The sequence below is a fragment of the Streptococcus sp. ALY_208 genome (genome assembly GCF_058314295.1).
Genome location: NZ_JBZFUI010000001.1, coordinates 190097 through 206550, shown reverse-complemented (window position 1 = coordinate 206550; position 16454 = coordinate 190097). Strand labels below are relative to the sequence as shown.

Here is a 16454-nt window from a genome sequence, read left to right as displayed (position 1 = left end):
TTTGGATAGATTAGTAACAACAAAATTACCAATTGCAGACTATGTAGATAGTTTTGTCGATTGGTTAACAAATACTTTCTCAGGACTTTTCAATATTCTTAAAATAGCTGGGGATGGTGTTATGGGCTTTATTTCCAACACTCTGACCTTCATTAATCCTTGGATTCTTATCGTTTTGATTGTAGCTTTAGCCTATATCCTCTCTAAAAAATGGAGTTTTAGTATTCTGACAGCAATTGGGCTCCTCTTTATCTACAACCAAGAATTATGGGGAGACCTGATCAACACCTTTACTTTAGTACTCCTATCCAGTCTCATTTCTATCTTGATTGGGATTCCTCTAGGAATATGGATGGCAAAAAGTGAAAATGCTAAAAAAATTATTAATCCTATCTTGGACTTCATGCAGACAATGCCGGCCTTTGTCTACTTGATTCCAGCGGTTGCCTTCTTTGGTATCGGAATGGTACCAGGGGTATTTGCCTCTGTTATCTTTGCACTGCCACCGACCGTACGTATGACCAACTTAGGGATCCGTGAAATTCCAGTAGAATTGATCGAAGCCTCTGATGCCTTTGGTAGCACTAATTCACAAAAATTGTTCGGTGTTGAACTACCGCTAGCAAAGAGTACAATCATGGCTGGGGTCAACCAAACTATCATGTTATCCCTCTCTATGGTCGTTACTGCTTCTATGATCGGTGCTCCTGGTCTAGGAAACGGAGTCCTATCAGCTCTCCAACACGCTGAAATCGGTAATGGATTTGTCAATGGTTTAGCCTTAGTTGTTCTAGCCATTATTATCGACCGCTTCACTCAAAAACTAAATACTCCTATCAGACAAAAGACGATTAAGCCTAAATGGCAAAAATGGTTGGCACCGATTCTCGTCTTGGCCTTCCTTGCTACTGGTATTACACAGACTGTTCTGACAAATATGGGCGTCCAGAAACCAAAGGTAACCCTAGCCTATGTCGAATGGGACTCTGAGGTGGCCTCAACCAATGTATTAGCTGAAGTTCTTAAAGACAAGGGTTATAATGTTGAAATTAAACCTTTAGATAATGCTATTGCTTGGAAATCAGTTGCTGACGGTAGCGTTGATGCTTCTGTTTCGGCTTGGTTACCAGTTACGCATAAGGCACAATACGATAAATACAAAGGACAATTAGATGATCTAGGTGTCAATCTAAAAGGAACTAAACTGGGACTTGTCGTACCAACCTACATGAAAGATGTCAACAGCATTGAAGACCTATCTAATCAAGCTGATACTACGATCACAGGTATCGAGCCTGGTGCTGGTATTATGACAGGTGCTGAGAAAGCACAAAAAGAATATTCTAATCTCTCAAGTTGGAAGGTAAGTTCTTCTTCTACTGGTGCCATGGTTACCAGTCTGCAACAGGCATTAAAAAATAAAGAAGATATTGTTATTACAGGTTGGAAACCTCATTGGATGTTTGCTAAGTATGATTTAAAATTTTTGGATGATCCAAAAGGTGCTTTTGGTAAATCAGAAGATATCCATACGATTTCCAGAAAAGGTCTAAAAGATGATAATGCTGAAGCCTATAAGATTATTGATAACTTCAACTGGACCTCTAAGGATATGGAATCAGTCATGTTGGCTATCAACAATGGAAAAACTCCATCTGAAGCTGCCCAAAAATGGATTAAAGATAATCCTGATAAAGTAGCACAATGGACCAAATAACCTCTAAAAACACTGGAAAATTTTCCAGTGTTTTTTTCATAACTCTTCTTAATCAAATATATCAGCCAAAATCGCAATACCTAAGTCTATTTCTTCTCTAGTCAAGGTTAATGGCGGTAAAAGCCTAATCACATCATAACCAGCTGTTAAGACGATCAAGCCACGATCCCGTGCTGCCTTCACCAATTCCTCTAGATTACGAGTGGTTTCAATCCCAATCATATAACCGAGACCACGTATCTCAGTCACACTATCTTTTTTCCCCAGAGCGGATGAAAGTTCTCTTTTCATATAGTTTGATAAAGCCTGGACCTGATCTAAAAATCCTTCAGCCAGCATAATATCTAGCACAGCCGAGCTAGCTGACATCGCTAATTTGTTACCACCAAAGGTAGACCCATGACTACCGTATGAAAAAGCCCAACCCAAAGAATCTTTCGCCAGCATAGCACCTGCAGGGACACCATTAGAAATTCCCTTAGCCAAAGAGACAATATCAGGTAGGATACCATAATGCTCAAAAGCAAAAAGTTTACCAGTCCGCCCCATACCAGTCTGCACTTCATCCACAATCAAGTAGATCTCCTCTTTTTGGCAGTAAGCAGCCAGTTCCTTTACAAAATCAGGATCTGCCGGATGTACCCCTGACTCTCCTTGGACTAATTCCAGCATAACAGCAGCTGTCTGATCGCTGACCAACTGCTTGACAGAAGACAAATCATTATAGAGAGCATAATGAAAATGTGGGACACCATCACCGAATCCTTCTCTTATCTTATCCTGACCAGTAGCTGACATTGATCCAAAAGTCCGACCATGAAAGGAATTTTTAAAGGTGATAATATCCTGCTTACCGCTAGCTTTACGAGCAATTTTGATAGCAGCCTCGTTAGCTTCAGCTCCACTATTGCAGAAAAAAGCTAGATAATCATAATCTCCGATTAATTTCTGAGCAACTTCTTCTTGCAGCTGGTTCTGATAGAGATTAGGGGTATGCCAAATTTCTCTAGCTTGCTTCTCTAGTGCTTCTACAACTGCTGGATGAAATCCTAAGTTAGTCACACCAATGCCAGATGAAAAATCTAAGTAGGACTTACCTTTGGCATCAAAAAGATAATTTCCCTTAGCCTTGGTAAATTCAATCTCTGCACGCTTGTAATTTGAAAATAATGCGGTCATATATTCTACACCTATTCTACCCCTCTACAATCTTTGTTCCACTAGTAAGGCTATCTCCAATGAGCACCATCTTGACCCCTGACTCTATACTAACCTTAGCACTCTTGATTTTAGGAATCATCCCCCCTGTAACGACGCCTTGACTTATCTTAGCCTCAATATGACTAATTGGTAGTTGCCCTAAAATCTGGTTGCCCTCTTTGACTCCAGCAACATCTGTCATCAAGATCAGCTCTTCTGCTGCTAAACTGATGGCAAGAGCAGTTGCCAGATGATCTGCATTGATATTAAGCAAAGCGCCGTCTCTCCCATAAGCCAAAGATGGTATTAAAGGAATTGATCCAATTTTAATGGAATCTTTTAAGGCCTGAGCATCAATATCATCAACTCTTCCGACATAACCATATCGATTCTTATCTAGATAATCTGCCCTAACAATCTGGTCTAACCCTTCTACAACTTGATTAGCAGATAAACCAGCAGATTCTAGCTGTTGGTGCAGAGATTTGCCAACGCGATTAATCAAGGCTTCCTCAACCAAAGGCATGGCTGCCAAGTCGGTTACACGTAGGCCATCGACTTTCTCTACAGGCAGGTTTGCTTCATCCATGAGCTGACTGATAACATAACCTCCGCCATGGACAATAACTACCTGTTTTTCCTTTTGCCATGTCTTAACCTGACTGATAAAAGCTTGATCTAACTGCTTAGCAGCTACTCCGCCGATCTTTATAACAATCGTATCAGACATCCTATCCCTCCTTTTCATAACGATAACTATCCTACTTAAGTTCTATAAAGAGCATTGATCTTGACATAATCATAGGAAAGATCACATCCCCAGGCTCTGCCACTAGCCTCGCCATCATGCATATCTACGCTAATCACAACCTTATCTTGCTGCATAATATCAGCCATCTCTTCAGGATCAAAAGCGACTGGACTAGAAGCCTTCATCACGGGAATAGCACCTATAGCAATATCCACCTTATCTACTGGAATATCGATACCAGCATAGCCCAGAGCAGCTAGAATACGTCCCCAATTAGGATCCTCACCAAAGATAGCCGTCTTAACGAGACTTGAACCAACCACTGACTTAGCCAGCATCCTAGCATCTTCTGGATCCTTTGCACCAGTAACATCCACTTGGATCAATTTAGTTGCCCCTTCACCATCCTGAGCAATCTTCTTGGCTAGATCTGTCATAACAGACTCCAGCATGGCAACAAAAGCATCAAACTCTGCTGTGTCAGGGAGAATCTCCTTGTTTTTCGCACAGCCATTAGCCATGACCAAGACCATGTCATTTGTCGACGTATCGCCATCTACAGTAATTTGATTAAAAGTCGTTTCTACTTTTTGGGACAGTGCTTTTTGCAAGGTCTCACTAGATATAACCGCATCACAAGTGATAAAGGCCAACATCGTTGCCATATTGGGATGAATCATACCAGATCCCTTAGCAACACCAGCCATGGTCACCAAATCTTTACCAAACGTTTCCGTTACCACAACACTCTTTTGACAAGTATCTGTCGTTAAAATCGCCTTGGAAAAATCATCCGCATTCCCATTGACCACAATACGATCTAAGCCATTCCTCAGTGTCTCCATAGGAAGAGGTTCACCGATAATGCCAGTCGATGCAATCCCCACCAAATCAGGTTCAATACCTAATCTGTCGGCTGTCAGCTCTTGCATTGTCAAAGCATCCGTCATCCCTTGAACACCTGTACAGGAGTTAGCGATACCAGAATTGACCACAATCGCTTGCATTTGCTGCCTTTTTTGAACGGACTGCCTCGTAACAATCAATGGCGCTGCAATGACCTGATTCGTCGTATAGACCCCTGCAACACTTGCCGGCTTTTCCGAGACAATCCATCCAAAGTCAAGCTTTCTCTTTTTAAAACCGGCATGCAAACCATCGGCTGAAAATCCTAGAGGACTGGCAATTGTGCCATCAATATAATTCATAACTGCTCCCTTCTTATCTCTAACATCCTTATAAATACTGAGGTCCTGCCATCAAACCTTCGCTCTCATGAAAACCAAAAGCTAGATTCATATTTTGAATCGCCTGTCCCGCAGCTCCCTTGATCAGATTATCTAGAACTGCTACCACTGTTACTATTTTAGTCACCGGATTATAAACAAGACTAATATCAGTAAAATTTGAACCTAAAACATTATGGAGATTTGGAAGCTCCGGCTGTATACGAACAAAGAACTTATCCTCATAGACTCTTTGGTAAAGAGCCAGAAGATCCTCCTGGGACAGATCCTCAACAACCTTAGCATAAGCCGTCACCACAATCCCACGATTAATAGGAAGCAAGGAAGTTGAAAACTGAATGTGATCCAAATCTGGCTTAAAACGCCTAAGCATTTGGATAATCTCTGGAATATGCTGATGATGATTTAATTTATAAGTTACATAATTATCATGTACATTGACAAAGTGACTCGACTCAGACAAGGACTTACCAGCGCCAGTCAAGCCACTCTTAGCATCAACAATAATACTATCTGCATCGATCCAATCCGTCATCATAAGGGGAATTAAGGCCAATTCTGTTGCTGTCGCATAACAACCAGGATTAGAAATGAAGCGACGGGGTTCTTGGGAAAATTCAGCCAAAGAATAATGGAAGGCTTCCAAAATCGTATCAGCAGCTGGCTGCTTTCCATACCACCTTTTATAAAGATCACCAGATAAGCGATGATCTCCCGATAAATCGATCACTGGAAAATTTTCATCAATAAAAGTCTGCGATAATTCCTTAGCTACGCCACTAGGAGTTGCCATAAAAACCAAATCTGACTTTTGCATAATAATCATTGGATCTACAGCCTCAATAATGAGGTCACAACTCCCTTTAAGGTGCGGATAAATATCTGACAACGAAAGACCAACAGCTTTAGTCGCATGAACTGAAACCAATTCTACCTGGCCATGGCTACTCAAAAGACGTACCAACTCCAACCCACTATAACCTGTTACTCCGATGATCGAAACTTTCATAAATAGTTACTCCAAACTGAATAATTATGTATTACATTCTAGTTTTATTTTGGATAAAAGTCAATATATTTTATAAAATTTTTATATTTATTCAAAAACAGCCTTTTAAAAAACACCTAAAAGAGGGCATGAGAAAAATCAATAATATAAAGAAGTTGATTTCTCTGCGCTCTTTTATTCCTAGGCGTTCGATCTGAAAATAAGAGCGCCCCAAGATAATGCTATCCCACCAGCAATGGTCATTGCTATTAAAGCACCTAATGAATTGTTCAAGAGTAAGACTACTGCATAGAGCCAATAAAATTGAGCAAATAAAAAGAGACTGAGAACTGTTGTCTCAATCTCCTTAACTTCTCGACCAATTTTACTTACAGCACAAGAGCAGAGTTTTCTAAAAAATTGATCTCTATTCTATTTTCATTCTTTTCGATAGTAGGGCTCATCACTATCACTAATCGATTGACTAACTAAGAGGGCATCTGATGCATAAGTTGTTCCTGTATACTTAGTAGTCGAACCTTTAGGAAGCAAAAAGATACTAACAATACTTTTATTACTCAGTTCAAAACGAGCCTCTAAACGTCCGTCCAAAATTCTGGCATTATAGAGCTGCCCCTTAGACTGAGTACCAGATTTAGACACAACAGTAACTTGACCAGCCGTGTCAAAAATGACCTTAGAACCATTCTCAGACTTCCAAGTCCCCACAACACTAGAATAATCACCATTTAAAACACCTGTAATATCTACAGGCAAAATTTTACCAGTAATTTGAGCGACAGGCTGTTTAGAAGAAGAGGTATCAGAGCTAACCCGAGCTTCTACATTACCCAAGATAAAAGCTAATAAAATCCCACTCAAGATAAAAACCATCAGCTGGATATCAAACCGCATATTTGATGAGCGCTTCTTAGCACTAACCTTACTTTTAAACATTTTTACTGTCACCCCCAATCATCTCTCCCATTATAATCAGTATCAAAATACTAATAATGTAAAAATGCTTTCATTCTTAAAACAAAAGATATTATACTACCTGAATTTTTATTTGACAAGCAGTATTTCAATATTTATTATATTTTCAGTCTTCTATAACCCTTTTTTAAACTAGTTTTTAGATTTCTAGCAACATTTTCAAAGACAAAAAACCAGATAGGACTTTGCCCATCTGATTTAAGTATTTATATACTAAAATTATTCTTTTCTAAGTAATTCTTGAGCTTGATTGAGAGCAGCCTGAGTCACTTGATCCCCTGCCAACATCTTAGCCATTTCTTGGATTCTTTCATCCATGCTCAGCAGCCTAACTGTAGAAACCGTAGACTCATCCTTACTCTCTTTTTCAATATAGAATTGATAATCGGCAGCAGCTATAACTTGCGGTAAATGAGAGATAGCTAAAACTTGTCCATGCTGACCAATTTTATAAATTTTTTGTGCAATAGCTTGAGCGACACGGCCAGAAACACCGGTATCCACTTCATCAAAGACAATACTAGTCTTATCTTCCTTACGAGAAAAAGCCGATTTAATCGCCAGCATTAAACGAGAAATCTCACCGCCAGAAGCTACCTTGGTCAAAGGCTTAAAACCTTCCCCAGGATTCGTTGAAATATAAAATTCAACCTGCTCATTACCATCTCTGGTAAATTTACCTGGTGTAAATTTGACTTGAAACTCTGCTTTTTCCATATAAAGCTCTTGCAGTTCTTTTTTAATCTCTGCTTCAACCCTATCCGCCAAGTCATGACGCATCTGATTCAGTCTTTGAGCATTGGCAATAAGGCTTCTCTCCAACTCTTTGAGTTCGGCTTCCAAATTATCTTTAGAAAGGTCATTACCAGTCAGATGGCTATATTCCTTAGTGATCGTCTCAAAATAAGTCAAGACATCATCAACACTGCCACCATATTTACGTGTAATTGTATTGATGACATTCAGTCTATCATCGACCTGATTAAGACGATTACCATCAAAATCTAACTGATCAATCACATCCGATAATTGCTTGCTAGTATCTTCCAAAATATAATAAGATTCTGCAAGACTGGCAGCTAAAGCTTTATAGGTCGCATCATAATCCTCAATGCTCAGCATGTCATTCATGGCTGTTCTAATATTAGATAAACTAGAAAAGTCATCATTGTCTAAGTTAGCATAAGCATTAGTCAAAGTATCCGCAATATTTTTATGATTGATCAGACGTTCACGCTCTCGAAGCAATTTCTGGTCTTCTCCAGCCTGTAACTGAGCTGTTTCAATTTCAGCAATTTGAAATTCTAACATTTCAATTCTAGCCTTGTGCTCAACTTCATTTTTTTGCTTCTCAATGACACGCTTGCGCAAAGCCTTGTAGGTCTCAAAGCTCTCCTGATAAGCCATCTTGACACCCTCAAAAGTTTCATCACCAAACTCATCCAAAAGATGACTATGCTGACTGGCTTTCATCAATTCCTCCTGGTCATGCTGACCATGAATGTCCACCAAATATTGGCCAATAGCTCGCAGGGTGCTTAAATTCACCATTTGCCCATTGACACGACTAACACTCCGACCATTTTGAAAAATCTCCCGTCGAATGATCAGCTCATCTGCTAACTCAATACCTTGATCGGCTAGAATAGCCAGCAAAGATGGATGTTCCTGAACTGTAAAAAAGCCTTCGATTTCAGCTTTTTGAGCACCATGGCGAATCACTTCTGTACTAGCACGTGCCCCCAGCATCATATTCATTGCATCGATAATAATGGATTTCCCAGCACCAGTCTCACCTGTCAAAACCGTCATACCTGTCTCAAAGTTGAGGGAAATTTCCTCAATGATAGCAAAATTCTTAATGGAAATTTCTAGTAGCATATTCCTTCCTCAAATCAATGATAATGGGCCGTCCAGTTAACCAGATCTTCACGCACTTCCTCACCAAGCTCTGGCGACTTAAAGATAATCAGAACCGTATCATCATCAGCAAGCACACTGAAGATGACGTCTGAAAATTCCTCTAAAATCAAACGCTTTAAAAAATTTGTGCTCCCTGGTTCAACCCTGATACTAATCAAATATTCCAGACCTGGTGTCAAGTCTGAAATCTGGATAATATACTCACAGGCACGCTGCAAGGGAGTCATCAGTTCCCGTGCACTCTCTTTGGAAAAGCCATAGATATATTTTCCAGATTTACCAGGAACCTTGATGATACCCAAGCTATTAATATCTCTTGAAATAGTCGCTTGAGTCGCTTTTAGACCGTTTTCTTCTAGCTTAGCAACAAGATCATTCTGAGTTTCAATCTCATTATCTAAAACAATTTGACGCAACAATTCCAAACGTTCATGTTTTTTCATTTTTTTTAAACTCCTCATGAGCTTTTTCTACTGTAGTAGCAATTTTTGAGCCGATCGTATTCTCTGGATGACTAGATCGCTCCAGATCCATCAGAAATTCAATATTGCCGTGACCCCCTTGAATCGGAGAAAAGTCCAAGTCCCTAATAGTATATCCGCATTCTAGAGCAAAAGACGCCACACGCTCTAAAACTTTTTCATGAATCCTAGCATCCTTAACAATACCATGCTTACCGACCTGCTGTCGACCAGCCTCAAATTGGGGTTTGACCAGAGCGACAACCTGATCGCCTTCAGCTAATAGTCTAGCTAGAGGGGGTAAGATCAAACTCAAGGAAATAAAACTCACATCTATACTGGCAAACTGAGGCAATCCTTGATCAAAATCCTGAACCTTGGCATAGCGAAAATTATACTGCTCCATACTAATAACTCTAGGATCTTGCCTGAGTTTCCAGACCAGCTGATTGGTCCCAACATCAATAGCATAGACCTGCTTGGCACCATTTTGAAGCATCACATCTGTAAAGCCACCAGTAGAGGCCCCAATATCCAGCGTTATCTTATCTGCCACAGAAAGATTAAAGACCCGCAAGGCTTTTTCCAATTTAAGACCGCCACGGCTGACATACTGAAGCCTTTCACCTTTAAGGCGAAGCTCTGTATCATCTGATATTTTCTCACCTGGCTTATCATAGCGCTGACCATCCAAGACAGATACCACCAGACCAGCCATTACACCACGCTTAGCCTGCTCTCTTGTCTCAAAAAGGCCTTGCTTATAAGCTAGGACATCAACACGTTCCTTAGCCATGCAACCGCAACCTTTCTATGATATCAAGACTGGACTCTGAATCCAGTCCATGATCTTCCCTAAGACGATCAAAAATAGCCCTTGCTTGATCCAAGGCTTGGTTTAACATCTGGTAAGATTCCTCTAAACCAAAGAGGCTAGGATAGGTAGTTTTTTGCGCCTTAAGATCTTTTTGAGGGGTTTTCCCAAGCTCTTCAAAACTCGCTGTGACATCCAGAATATCATCTCTAATTTGAAAAGCTGTTCCAATCAGGATACCTGCTCGACCAAGCGCTTCGATAGCTATTTTATCTACCTGGGCTAGGATACCAGCTGCAAGAAAAGGAAAAGCTAGTAACTTACCAGTCTTATGACTGTGAATCGCATGGAGCTCCTCAAAGCTCTGCTGCTGGCCCTCGCCTGCTATATCAAGCAGCTGTCCAGCCACCATGCCAAAGGTTCCCGAAGCAAGAGATAACTGACGAATGAGTTCAAGACGAACCAAGTCAGGTAGATCTGTCTGAGCTATCAAGGCAAAGGGATCTAAAAACAAACTATCACCCGCCAAAATAGCTGTCGCCTCATCGAACTGCTTGTGATTGGTTGGACGCCCCCTACGATAATCATCATTATCCATGGCCGGGAGGTCATCATGGATTAGACTCCCAGTGTGAATCATCTCTAGCGCTGCAGCGACTTGATAATGAGCTTCCTGAAGCGAAACCCCGAATCCCTCTAAAAGTTCAAGGAGAATCAGAGGGCGCAGACGTTTCCCGCCCGCATTGACAGAGTAAAGAATAGCTTCAACAAGACGCTCTGATACTTGCTTTTCCCCATAAAACTGCTTGATTGCCTGATCGATACCATCTTGCTTATTCATGGGACTCCAATTCAGTTTGACTGCCATCCTCCTGCATCACTTTCACTAGAGTTTCTTCAGCCTGCGCCAAGGTTTTTTGTAAATTCTTGGATAAAAGCATCCCTTTTTGGAACTCTGAGATTGCCTCTTCTAAAGGGACATCCCCATTTTCAAGCTTGGTCACAATGGTTTCTAAGTCTTGTAAATTCTCTTCAAATGTTTTTTTCTTACTTGGCATTTTTCACCTCTACCTTTATCTGTCCATCCTTCATTTCCAAAGTCAAAGCATCGCCACCTTTTACATCCTTGATACTCGTAATTGGCTTACTATCCTTACGAACAATAGCATAACCCCTCGCAACAATTCTACTCGTATCAAGAGATAGCAGCGACCCTTGAGCCTTATCAAATCGTGCCTGCTTGGCCGAAATCAGCGTTTTCATGCGATAGATCAGGGACTGTCTCTGCTGGTCAAGGCCCTCCTGCAGATAGTGAAGACGCTTATCCAAATCCACTCCTGCTAGACGCTGTCTCAGTAACCGCTCTTCTTGCAAGGCTTGTGCATACTGGTGACGCAACTGATTGGTCAAACGCTCCTTAAGACGGTCTAACTGCTGGAAATGCCCATCATACAGGCGTTCTGGCTGCCTAAAAATAACTGACTGGCTGAGCTGAGTCAGACGTTCATTAGACTGAGCCAAACGCCTCTGGGTAGCCTGAAAAGCCCTTTGACGAGCCTGACTGACCCAAGATAAAAGATCAGCCTTAGTTACAGGCGTCGCTAACTCTGCTGCTGCAGTAGGCGTTGCAGCCCTCTGATCGGCAACATAATCCGCTAGAGTCGTATCAGTCTCATGGCCTACACTAGATATAAGGGGCAATTTAGATTCAAAAATAGCCTGAACCACGATTTCTTCATTGAAGGCCCAGAGATCCTCAATAGAGCCCCCTCCACGTCCAACAATTAAGAGATCCAGATCCTCCTGCTCATTAGCTTTAGCAATATTATCAGCTACTTCCTGGGCGCTACCCTCACCTTGAACCTTGGTTGGAAAAAGTAAAATCTCAACACCAGGAAAGCGACGACTAACCGTGGTGATAATATCCCTAATGACTGCTCCGCTGGGGCTAGTGATGACACCGATCTTTTTGACAAATTGAGGCAGGGGCTGCTTGTGTTCAGAAGCAAAATAGCCTGCCTGAGTCAGTTTAGCCTTAAGTTGCTCAAACTGAACCGCCAAGGCTCCAATACCATCTGGCTGTGCCTGCTCGATCACAATAGAGTAAGAGCCATTAGGCGCATAGAGCTGGACACGCCCGACAACATTGATTTTCATCCCTTCTTCTAGCTCAAAGCCCAATTTCTTATAGACGCCTCCCCACATGGTCGCCTGAATGACCGCCCCCTCATCCTTCAAAGAAAAATATTGATGATTAGGACGCTTTCGGAAGTTTGACACCTGACCACTCAAATAGACCCGCTCTAAATAAGGATCACGATCAAATTTTAGTTTTAAATATTTGGTCAAAGAGCTGACGGACAAATAATCAGGCAAGGTCTGACCTCCTTATAAAGCATAATATGTTAGTTTATATTATAGCAAATTTTAAACAATAGAGCTATGAAAATAAGGGGAGAATAGCCAGAAGCAAACTAGGTTAACTCTTCTCATCAATACCAATCCCCATCGAAAACCCTAGTAAGCAAAAAGAGATAGGACTGTCAGCCTACCTCACTATTGACTTAACTACCATAATTGCTAGGGCTCAGTCTTTTTTCGAAACCAACTCCCCTGCAATTGAGCTAGTCTTCACTCTTGACAAAGACATTTTCTTTATCGACCTCATAGTCAGACGCCCCATCGCTAGTCGATGACTCAGTCTGACTCTCACCATAATCATCCGTATAGCTAGCTTGAGCCACTGGCCAATGAACACCGTATAAGGTCTTACCACCCTTTCCTAGCTGATAGCCAACTTCATCGCTTTGCACTTGCGCATCCAACTGGCTAGGACTCACAAAGCCTTCGTAACCGACAATTTTAAAGGTGTTATCATCCACTGATTCTGAAGTGATGATCGTTCCTTGTGACTCAGTATAGCTGCCATCTGCTGTATCTGTACGAATAGTGACGCTTCCATCCTCAGTAAATATCAGGGTCATCTCGACACCGCCTTGTGTACCAGTCCAGGTCCCAACCAGATTTTTAGGGACCAATTCCCCTTCCTCTAGCTTATTATCCTGTGATGCTTGAGATTCTTTCTGGGAATTAGCATCTTTGTGCTGAAAGGCAGCCTTGGCAGCAGCTTCCTTAGCAGCACCACGACGATTAGCAATGATATGACCAACCACAAAGAAAAGAACGATACCCACAACTGCAACAATAGCTGTGATCTGATACCTCTGACGCTTTATTTGGCGCTCCCGCTCTTCTCGCACTCGCCTATCCTCACGAATCATGGCAACCATCTTCCCTTCCTCTGCTAAATACTTTTGATAATCGCCCCTAGCACGATCCAAGAGAAACTGGATTTCATGCTGTTCCTCTTCGTCCTGTGCCTGCTCCAGATTGTCAGCCAGTCTTTGAATGCGATCTTGCAATTCCTTCTTGACTTGAGGGTTACCTAGGCCTCGGATACTACTCTTAGCGATCGCATGTCTATAGTCTTCTTCAAATCTTTTCATCCTGTATCCTCAGTAATCAGTTTGCTAAACCCTAACTGATAATCTATAATTTTCCCTATTATACTATATTTCTAGCGATTTATCTCCTACAAGACTGTTCCTAACAGCAAAAAACCTGCTCTATCATTAATCAAGAGCAGGTCACTTCATCAAAAAAGAGAAAAATCTTTACTGTTTAAAGGCATCAACCAGAGCCTTAAATTCATCATTGGTTAGGGTAATACCCTTCCCCATCTTTTCATGATCCGGACTCCAACTACGAATATCATACTTGGCTGGTGCCCCATTAAAGCTAACACGATTGAGCTCTTTGGTCCAGCCCTTATCATTTTCAGATAGAACCAGCAGCTTTTCCTCGATCTCAAATGTAAAGTCTGCCATCTAAACACCTCCTTCGTATTAAGACAAGTCCCTCATAATACTATTATTGGTAACTATAGTGATCACTTGGGCTCACTTATTTATCCGTAAAAATATCGCCCTTAGGCACGAATCGTTTGACTGGATCCATCTTCTTTATAAAGATTGACCAAGCCCTCCTGACAGGCACGCACCATATCACCCGGCTCAACAGCTTGCGGTACTGTAATAGTAAGCAATTCCATTGGATTGGGTGCACGATCGATCTTGTTGCCATCAGCATCATGAAGATCTTCGATAGTTGTTTCAAAGTGGCGGAAACCAGGACCATAAAATTCAACCTGGTCTCCTTCGTGAATAACGTTGCGTTGACGAATGGTTGCTGTCATTGATGCTGGATTGAAAGAGACGACCTCAGCAACAAATTTGTATTGTGGAATCTTACGACGAGCCCCGAAAAGCTGCTCATTTTCACTAGGTGTACCATAATAGAAACCTGTCGCTAGCTCACGTTGAGCAACCTTCCAAAGCTCATTGACAAGATCATCCTTAATGGCATAAAAGGCTTCTGGGCTCTCCATATAGGCATCAACTGCAGCCTTATAGCAATTAGTTACCGTTGAGACGTAATGGATTGACTTCATACGTCCTTCAATCTTAAGACTATCCACACCATTTTCAATCATATCTGGAATGTGATCAATCATACACATATCAACAGCTGACATAGAGTACTCTTCTGGAATCTCCCCTTTTAAGCTGCGACGCTCTTGCCCAAATGGCATATCATAGAGATCGTATTTCCAACGACAGGACTGAGAGCAGCCACCCCGATTAGCATCACGGTGACTCATATGATTGGACAAAGTACAGCGACCAGAATAAGAGATACACATAGCTCCGTGTACAAAGGCCTCGATTTCAATATCGGTACGGCGACGAATTTCCGCCAGCTCTTCCATGCTAACCTCACGCGCCAGAACCACACGTGCCAAGCCATAATCCTTCCAAAAATGGAAAGTTTCAACATTGGTAGCCGAGGCTTGCGTCGATAAATGGATCTCAAGACCCGGTGCTTCTATTGCACAAATTTCAATCAAGGCTGGATCAGACACGATAACCGCATCCAATCCCATATCACGCAGCTGGCGGAACCATTCGCCGGCTCCTTGCTCATTGCCCTCGTGCGTTACCATATTAGCAGCTACATAGACCTTGGAACCATGCTCATGGGCAAATTCAATTCCTTCTCGCATCTCTTCCATGCTAAAATTACCTGCACGGCTGCGAAGACCGTACTGCTGACCACCTACAAACACAGCATCAGCACCATAAAGAACTGCAACCTTTAATTTTTCCAATGTCCCTGCAGGGGCTAGAACCTCAGGGCGCTTTTTAACCTCAGACATAATCTTCTCCTATTTGCAAGATAGTTGAAATATATCACTCATTCCAGCACCAAACATAGCGTTCTTCCAGCTAGATTGAGAAAATAATAACAAACTTATTCTACTCCTTTTACCTAGGAAAATCAAAAAAATCTAAAAGACAGGCCGATAACTCAATCTCTAAGAAATACATCATGGCAGTAATAGACTCATGACCAAAAAAATAAAGAAAAGAAAATCTACAAATAATAGACTCAAATAATAATTACCAGAATTTTTCTGCCTACCTTCTGGTCGATTCATCTTAAAAACAAAGTACAACATGATAGGGGATTCAATTCCAATAAATAAAATGATCCCAGGTACAATAATAGGAAAGTGCTCAAACCAGCCCAGCATAATCCCTGAAAACATTAGAACAAGACCAAGGAGCCAAAATAAGATACTGACCACCTTGATACCTGTTGCTACTGGCTTAGCAGCAGGCTCTTCCATAGGCAAACTGCCATTTCCCGCTTGCTGATCGGGAGATGATACCGCCTTGTCTTGCTCCCCTGTATCAACTACATCAGCCTCCTCAGCAACTTGACTCACCTCTAGACTGTTTGCTAGCTGATCATTTAATACCAACTGCTGATCATTTGCTAGAACTGTAGCTGTTTTACCAGAAATGGCTAGGACTTTTAGGGAGGTACCCAGTTCAATCCCTAGACTCATTGGATCTTGACCACCAATTTCATCACTGTAAATAGCCTCCACACGGTAGAGACCACCTACTCTTGCTTCATTTAACTTCATTGACTATCTCCTCTCCTTTCTCAAACCTACAAAACAGATGGCAGAACAGTGCTCAATCTAGCACCAACAATAAGCCCATCTACCTAGATTGAGAAAATCTTAACACATTTATTTTACGCCCTTTATCTAGAAAATTCAAAAAAATCACCAAACAAGCTCTGCTGGAGAGCCTCCCAAATCCACACTAACTAATGGTAGGCTGCTGCTTAAAAATTGCAATAAACAATCCGTTATCTCTTTTTGCTGATGCCCCTCTTATGGACCAATAATATCAACCTTAGTGCAAAAACAGAAAGCCCAATCTA

At 41.6% G+C, this 16454-nt stretch carries 16 protein-coding genes; 1 reads left to right on the top strand and 15 read right to left on the bottom strand.

All coding sequences use genetic code 11. The features are described 5' to 3' along the window. Position 1: 1 nt before the first annotated feature. Positions 2-1717: an ABC transporter permease/substrate binding protein gene (locus AC4HAI_RS01020; RefSeq protein ID WP_491078228.1), complete on the top strand. Its 1716-nt coding sequence runs from the start codon at positions 2-4 to the stop codon at positions 1715-1717. Between the two features lie 48 nt (positions 1718-1765). On the opposite strand, the gene AC4HAI_RS01015 is transcribed toward AC4HAI_RS01020, so the two are convergent. The 15 genes from AC4HAI_RS01015 to AC4HAI_RS00945 all read right to left on the bottom strand — a co-directional run bounded on the left by AC4HAI_RS01015 (position 1766) and on the right by AC4HAI_RS00945 (position 16149). Then, positions 1766-2896: an acetylornithine transaminase gene (locus AC4HAI_RS01015; protein ID WP_491110094.1), complete on the bottom strand. Its 1131-nt coding sequence runs from the start codon at positions 2894-2896 to the stop codon at positions 1766-1768. A 16-nt stretch (positions 2897-2912) separates the two neighbouring features. Further along, entirely contained in the window at positions 2913-3647 is a 735-nt protein-coding gene (argB, locus tag AC4HAI_RS01010; RefSeq protein WP_491110093.1) for an acetylglutamate kinase, read from the bottom strand. Between the two features lie 35 nt (positions 3648-3682). Then, positions 3683-4876, bottom strand: coding sequence for a bifunctional glutamate N-acetyltransferase/amino-acid acetyltransferase ArgJ (gene argJ / locus AC4HAI_RS01005; RefSeq protein ID WP_491110092.1), 1194 nt, complete (start codon positions 4874-4876; stop codon positions 3683-3685). A 28-nt stretch (positions 4877-4904) separates the two neighbouring features. Further along, positions 4905-5924 (bottom strand): N-acetyl-gamma-glutamyl-phosphate reductase, encoded by a 1020-nt coding sequence (gene argC, locus AC4HAI_RS01000; protein ID WP_491110091.1) that lies wholly within the window; start codon positions 5922-5924, stop codon positions 4905-4907. Positions 5925-6341: 417 nt separating this feature from the next. Beyond that, positions 6342-6872 carry a DUF6287 domain-containing protein gene (locus AC4HAI_RS00995; protein WP_491110090.1) on the bottom strand — a complete coding sequence of 177 codons (531 nt, stop codon included), beginning with the start codon at positions 6870-6872 and terminating at the stop codon, positions 6342-6344. 246 nt (positions 6873-7118) lie between these two features. Continuing rightward, on the bottom strand, positions 7119-8780 hold the full coding sequence (recN, locus tag AC4HAI_RS00990) for a DNA repair protein RecN (protein ID WP_491110089.1): 1662 nt from the start codon (positions 8778-8780) through the stop codon (positions 7119-7121). Positions 8781-8794: 14 nt separating this feature from the next. After that, on the bottom strand, positions 8795-9265 hold the full coding sequence (locus AC4HAI_RS00985; protein ID WP_491110088.1) for an arginine repressor: 471 nt from the start codon (positions 9263-9265) through the stop codon (positions 8795-8797). Then, positions 9252-10079: a TlyA family RNA methyltransferase gene (locus tag AC4HAI_RS00980; RefSeq protein ID WP_491110087.1), complete on the bottom strand. Its 828-nt coding sequence runs from the start codon at positions 10077-10079 to the stop codon at positions 9252-9254. The genes AC4HAI_RS00985 and AC4HAI_RS00980 overlap by 14 nt, the downstream gene beginning before the upstream one ends. Next, positions 10072-10938, bottom strand: a complete 867-nt coding sequence (locus tag AC4HAI_RS00975) for a polyprenyl synthetase family protein (RefSeq protein WP_491110274.1) — start codon at positions 10936-10938, stop codon at positions 10072-10074. The genes AC4HAI_RS00980 and AC4HAI_RS00975 overlap by 8 nt, the downstream gene beginning before the upstream one ends. After that, the gene (locus tag AC4HAI_RS00970; protein ID WP_491078219.1) at positions 10931-11155 is read right to left on the bottom strand and encodes an exodeoxyribonuclease VII small subunit; all 225 of its coding nucleotides are present in this window, start codon (positions 11153-11155) and stop codon (positions 10931-10933) included. The genes AC4HAI_RS00975 and AC4HAI_RS00970 overlap by 8 nt, the downstream gene beginning before the upstream one ends. Next, on the bottom strand, positions 11145-12473 hold the full coding sequence (xseA, locus tag AC4HAI_RS00965; RefSeq protein ID WP_491078218.1) for an exodeoxyribonuclease VII large subunit: 1329 nt from the start codon (positions 12471-12473) through the stop codon (positions 11145-11147). Before xseA ends, AC4HAI_RS00970 begins: the two co-directional genes overlap by 11 nt. Before the next feature lie 248 nt (positions 12474-12721). Then, positions 12722-13603 carry a hypothetical protein gene (locus AC4HAI_RS00960; protein ID WP_491110085.1) on the bottom strand — a complete coding sequence of 294 codons (882 nt, stop codon included), beginning with the start codon at positions 13601-13603 and terminating at the stop codon, positions 12722-12724. Between the two features lie 168 nt (positions 13604-13771). Further along, on the bottom strand, positions 13772-13984 hold the full coding sequence (locus AC4HAI_RS00955) for a YdbC family protein (RefSeq protein ID WP_491078216.1): 213 nt from the start codon (positions 13982-13984) through the stop codon (positions 13772-13774). A gap of 101 nt (positions 13985-14085) precedes the next feature. Then, positions 14086-15375 carry a peptidase U32 family protein gene (locus AC4HAI_RS00950; RefSeq protein ID WP_491110273.1) on the bottom strand — a complete coding sequence of 430 codons (1290 nt, stop codon included), beginning with the start codon at positions 15373-15375 and terminating at the stop codon, positions 14086-14088. Between the two features lie 168 nt (positions 15376-15543). Further along, positions 15544-16149, bottom strand: a complete 606-nt coding sequence (locus AC4HAI_RS00945) for a hypothetical protein (RefSeq protein WP_491110084.1) — start codon at positions 16147-16149, stop codon at positions 15544-15546. Between the last annotated feature and the right edge of the window lie 305 nt (positions 16150-16454).